General features: G+C 33.4%; 5 protein-coding genes. 2 read left to right on the top strand and 3 right to left on the bottom strand.

The genetic code is table 11. The annotated features are described in order from the left end of the window. The first annotated feature begins 294 nt into the window (after positions 1 to 294). Together ABR397_RS21710 and ABR397_RS21705 are read left to right on the top strand one after the other, a co-directional pair. Entirely contained in the window at positions 295 to 747 is a 453-nt protein-coding gene (locus ABR397_RS21710; RefSeq protein ID WP_350307534.1) for a hypothetical protein, read from the top strand. Further along, complete coding sequence (locus ABR397_RS21705; RefSeq protein ID WP_350307533.1) at positions 744 to 1,877, top strand: glycosyltransferase; 1,134 nt, start codon at positions 744 to 746, stop codon at positions 1,875 to 1,877. The genes ABR397_RS21710 and ABR397_RS21705 overlap by 4 nt, the downstream gene beginning before the upstream one ends. A gap of 10 nt (positions 1,878 to 1,887) precedes the next feature. Here ABR397_RS21705 and rfaL read toward each other — a convergent pair whose 3' ends face one another. From rfaL to ABR397_RS21690, 3 genes are all read right to left on the bottom strand, one after another. Beyond that, on the bottom strand, positions 1,888 to 3,105 hold the full coding sequence (rfaL, locus tag ABR397_RS21700; RefSeq protein ID WP_350307532.1) for an O-antigen ligase RfaL: 1,218 nt from the start codon (positions 3,103 to 3,105) through the stop codon (positions 1,888 to 1,890). Between the two features lie 369 nt (positions 3,106 to 3,474). Then, positions 3,475 to 4,101, bottom strand: coding sequence for a tail fiber assembly protein (locus ABR397_RS21695; protein ID WP_350307531.1), 627 nt, complete (start codon positions 4,099 to 4,101; stop codon positions 3,475 to 3,477). Further along, positions 4,101 to 5,144 (bottom strand): phage tail protein, encoded by a 1,044-nt coding sequence (locus ABR397_RS21690; protein WP_350307530.1) that lies wholly within the window; start codon positions 5,142 to 5,144, stop codon positions 4,101 to 4,103. Before ABR397_RS21690 ends, ABR397_RS21695 begins: the two co-directional genes overlap by 1 nt. Positions 5,145 to 5,253 lie beyond the last annotated feature (109 nt).

Below are 5,253 nucleotides of genomic sequence, written 5' to 3'. Positions count from 1 at the left end.
GTTTCGGTCAGTTGTGTATAGGCCATAGTGCATTTTCCTTTGGCGAGAAAGATGCCTACTATAGCAACTGACCGCCCTTCTGAAAAATTGCACTTATTAGTCGAATCCGCCACTTAAAAAAATTCTAGTAAAAACCAGGATTCAATTTTTATCTAGCCAAATTCTTCCCTAGAGCTTATTATATATCTTTACGTTACGTAATTTAGAATAAGCTGATATCTCGGTAAAGCAGAGTATTGTGAACAGGTAAGCTCTAAATACCCTTTAGTAACCTAACTATCGATTACGCAAAACATGCTAAAATTACATGGTGTAGTAAACAAGAAATTGATCGATTCACATGCCCAAGATTTTCAGCAGTTGATAAAGTGGTGTGTTGCTCATGACAATGCTCCTGAAAAGCTTTATCACAAAGGAACAGACTACTGGGTATTTCAAACTAATTATTACTCTAAAGGTTCTCAAGTTAGATCAAATGCCGTTAATTTAATGTATTATGATGATTTTGTCTCAATAATTAAGCACTGTAAGGAGCTAGTTGTGATCTGTGTGGCGAATAGGCTCTCAGTGATAGATGTTGACTACGTAATAGAACAAATAAAATATACTGAAAAATATGGAGGAATATCTATATCTTATTGGCCTCTGTTTGGATTAAATCCCTATATTTATGATGATAATGAAATAAAAGCATTTAGATATAGTACTTATGAATTATCCCTTATTAAAGGAGGAATATTATTATGAGAAAAATTATATTTGTAGCTCCAGAATTTCACTCTATCCCTCCTACCTATTCGGCTGCTGTTGAATGGTGGATTTATAATGTAGCAAAAAAATCAAACGTTAAAAATATAATAATCTGTAAAGGTGATCGTAATGAAAGAAAAGTAGAAATAATAAATGAGGCCTCTACTATATATAGAATTCACATTAGTAGCGTTTATAAAAGAGTATTTAAAAAATGGACAGGATTAGATCCATTGCCTTATAGTAAAAGAATAGCCTCAAAAGCTTATAAAATAAGTAAAAAAAGCGACTCAATATTAATAGTTCATAATTCCATTAAATTGTATAACGAAATAAAAAAGTATTATCCGGAAGAATTAATAATTCTTCATATGCATAATAAACAAAACACAGAACATCTTGATTTCAAAACAAAGCTAATCACACCAAGTGTTTTTTTAGCCGATTTTTTTAAAAAAGAAGTTCCCGGTATTAATGTAAAAGTAGTTCCTAATGGTATTAGTAAAAGTATGTATGATTCTAGTGAATGCTGGAATAGAGGAAAGTTTAACTTACAAGATAAAGATATTGTTATTCTTTATGCAGGAAGGTTAGATAAAGGTAAAGGTGTCCTTGAATTAATGGAATCAATAGCCATTTTGAAAAACACAATAAAAAATATAAAATTACTTATTGTAGGCGATTATGAAAATAAGAAAAAAGGAGATCGTGAAGATTATAGAAAAGAAGTCATTGAAAAAGCTAAGAAGATGAATTCATTCTGTGTACTTGCGGGAAATATTCCTCCTAAAAATATGCATAAAATCTATCCACTAGCCAACTTAACAGTAATTCCATCATTAGCAGATGAGGCTTTCTGCATGGTAGCTTTAGAATCAATGGCCAGTGGAACTCCTGTTCTTGTAAGCCCCAGAGGTGGAATAAAAGAATTTGTTATACATAATAAAACGGGTTTCCATTTGAAAGAACCTTTATCTGTTGAAAGTATTTCCTTAGATATTAATGAGACACTAAATGATCCAAATATGAAAATTGTTGCCAATCAAGCTAAATCAATTGCACTTAATAGCTACGATTGGGAAAATATCAGTAATAAACTTTTAGACGTTTTAAATGAATGGTTATAGAATAAAGCCGTCAACTAAGACGGCTATCACTATTAGCTATAACTGACATTAAAAATCCCAGATAAACACCTAATATGTTTAAGTGAACACTTTCGAAATTACCTCTAACGATAAAATACCCAATAAAAGAAATCATTAGCATAATTGAAACTTGTTTTGTGTATTTATTTTTACTTAAAACTAATATTGCCGCCTCTTTTATATATGTAAACACAAGATATAAAAAGGATAGAATCCCAATAATTCCTGATGAAAACCAAACCGTAAGATATATATTATGTGGGCCTAATGAGTTTTTAAATGTCCATTCTTTATGATTAACGACATTATCATTATATACAGAGTTGTATATTTTATTTCCTGCACCATATCCAAAAATAGGATTCTCTAATATTAACGTTAAAGCAGAACCTTGAGTACCATTTTTATATCTATGACTACTGTCTAGTTGCTCCATTTTTGTTAAAAGTAAGGATTTATTATTATCTTTTTCTAATTTCATTATCGATAAAATAGCAGTTCCAAAGATTAATGTGATTATGAATATTTTCCAATCTCTATTTATTAACAAAATAAGTATATACATGGAAAAAACAGCAAGCCAAGCACCTCTAGAAAGGGTTCCGAGTAATATAAATAATACTAAAATAGAAAATAAAATTATACTTAGCAGTCTAAAATAGTTATTGTTTTTAATAAGGTACCAAATAGATAGTAAAACAGGAAAGAAAAATACAATGCCATCCGAAACACTTCTATGATTATAATTAGAAAACGGCATTATATTATCTTTGTAATCCATGAAATATAAATAAATTTCTTTTGAAGTTATTAGAAACAACCCTATAAAAAAAACACACAAGATCGTTTTGTTTATTTTTAGGCTATCTTCTTTATACAACAAAATAAATATTAAAATAGAAACAAGGAATACATCTCTGAAGAATGGAGTCTTCATCTCATTAAAGCTAATCCCAGGATTTTTTGATATAAAAATAGAATAAATTACTGCAAAAGCAAAGAAACACAGTGCAGAAAATATTTTATTCTTTAATGCACCAAGATATATTTTTGGGGTTTTGCATAGATAAAAAATTGATGTTATTAGCATCAATATAAGAAAGAGGCTCTTATATCTAGTAACACCAGTTAGATAGATAAGAGAAACATAACCTCCAACTAAGAAAGTACTCCATGATATGTTCTTCTTTACTAATTCCGCAATCATTGGTAATTCCAAAATGTAGTTTATCGGTATTATTATCTTAATACATAACTCAATAAAAAGACAAAATTTTTATGTATTCTCAAGCAATACATTAACATTTATTTTAAGCTTCATTATCAAATATTTTAATCATCCTACGATTCAAATTTTTAGTACTACAGCTAAGAAACCAAAAATTTACGTTTCTTCTAATGTTCGCAGAACTGAGAAACCGTATGACTTAACGTTTTCCTGACAATATACACTCGGTTAAGAAAAAGAAATACAGCTATAATCATGACTGCCAATGTGGTACATCATAAAATGAAAAAGTGTGCCATGTAAATTAAAAAAACCTGGCACACCGTGTATTTTATCAGGATACGTGATTTATTTTGGCATCTCCGGCCATGTAACATCAGGAGCCAATGAGGTATCTACGCGACTTAGTAATACTAAATATTTTTTCCACCCAAACAACAGCGCCTTTTCTTCTTCTGACACTAATTCAGTATCAACGGCATATTGTAGTAACATAACGGTTTCATTTGCATGTTGATGTAGTGTGATACGCTGCTGCTCTGCCTGATCAATCTGGCTTGCTTTCAGAACAGCTTCATCAGTTACCCATTCTTTACCGGTCCACTTGTCAAAATGTGTATTGGGTTGCTTGAATGTTAGCGTATCGGGTAGCTCACCGATTTCTGTTATCTCAGTCTGAGCACGAGTTTTCGTATCGTAAGCGATTTTTCCGCGATAATCCGGTAAGATTTCCCAACACTTGCTGTCTACACTACGGCATACGGCCTCGTCATCAGAATCGGGAAGTTCCGGGGCATCAGGATAAGCGCCCGCTGATAAGCTGACACCGAGCATTACATACTCGATATCAGAGCTCGTGAATTCTCTCGTTATCTGATTCGAGTGATAAACTTTTATCCAACCTGCCTGAATTGCTAATCCATCTTTACCCAATACGGCTGTTTCATGTTCTAAAGAATATTTTTGTTCTGTCATTATGCTATTCTCACTATGTAGTTAAAGGCGATATTGCGGGGTCTATTTTCATTTGCTGTTGGGACAACACGTGATGCGTTAAACACTAAATTAGTATTAGCTGTTTTTAGATCAGATCTGTGAGTGTCTGCTCGCCACAGCATTGTATCTTTACCCGCAAACACACCCGCTGCTTCTGTCACTGCATCAAATCCAAAGTTACCGCCGAACGAGACATCACCTGTAATATTTCTAATTGCATCTCCTTGCCACGTACCGCACACTCGCCCTGGATCTACTCCTCTGCTATCGTCCCATCCTCGGATAAATTCACCCCTTAAGTCAGGTACTCTACCGGTAGGATAAGCTTCTGCTAACTTCGGATATAATGATTTATCAAATGTTTGGCCGTTGCACGTTAAGTAACCGACAGGCGTATAGCGATGGGGGTATGGAAGTGGAACACCGACGGGAACAATAACATCGTCTTCCGTTAAAATTCTCTTTTTACCTTTAAATTTTCCATCTTCGTCAAATGCATACGTAGAAATGCTGAATGCTTCTGAATAACCCCCATACCCGAAAGAAAGCCCGCGCGCGTGCTGAGAACTATCAACGTCAGGATGAGCTATATGAATTGCTAATGCTCCAAGATTATCAATTCCATTAGGCCTCAAAAATCCCGAACGGCCCAAATGACGTGAATTAGGATCATCATAATAGTTTGCAGTTTTAGCTAATATATAGCCTGATGTTTTTGTATCCGTATTTAACTGAATAAATCGACTGTCAGACTCTGATTTAGAATAATGCTCATTAGCTATTGCAACATAGCCGCTCTTTCTAGGGAAGTGAACAACATTTATATTTGAGGAGTCAGGCTCACGATATCCTATTGCACAAAAAGAGCCTTCTTCATGAGAAGTAGTTTCTATGAAAACATATCGACCATCTCCCTTTGTTAGGGATAAACTGGAATAATTTCCACCTGTTTTAATATTGTGATTGCTTGACGTGAATGATTCAGTTGAGTCCTTAGGAAGAGCATTTTTCGCTAAATTCACCGTTTCCGACAAACCAAGGTTTTTCAAAATTGGTTAACTTATGATAATTTCTAAAAAAATAGTCTTTCATTGGTATTAAGTGGGATTGCACATGGCGAAGATTGGCTAT

The sequence above is a fragment of the Photorhabdus viridis genome (genome assembly GCF_040256935.1).
Taxonomy (GTDB): domain Bacteria; phylum Pseudomonadota; class Gammaproteobacteria; order Enterobacterales; family Enterobacteriaceae; genus Photorhabdus; species Photorhabdus viridis.
This window is presented reverse-complemented; position numbering and strand designations above follow the sequence as displayed.

Coding starts and splice junctions, on each gene's coding strand:
- rfaL (WP_350307532.1), bottom strand. CDS start 3,105: ATGATTGCGGAATTAGTAAAGAAGAACATATCATGGAGTACTTTCTTA.
- ABR397_RS21705 (WP_350307533.1), top strand. CDS start 744: ATGAGAAAAATTATATTTGTAGCTCCAGAATTTCACTCTATCCCTCCT.
- ABR397_RS21710 (WP_350307534.1), top strand. CDS start 295: ATGCTAAAATTACATGGTGTAGTAAACAAGAAATTGATCGATTCACAT.
- ABR397_RS21695 (WP_350307531.1), bottom strand. CDS start 4,101: ATGACAGAACAAAAATATTCTTTAGAACATGAAACAGCCGTATTGGGT.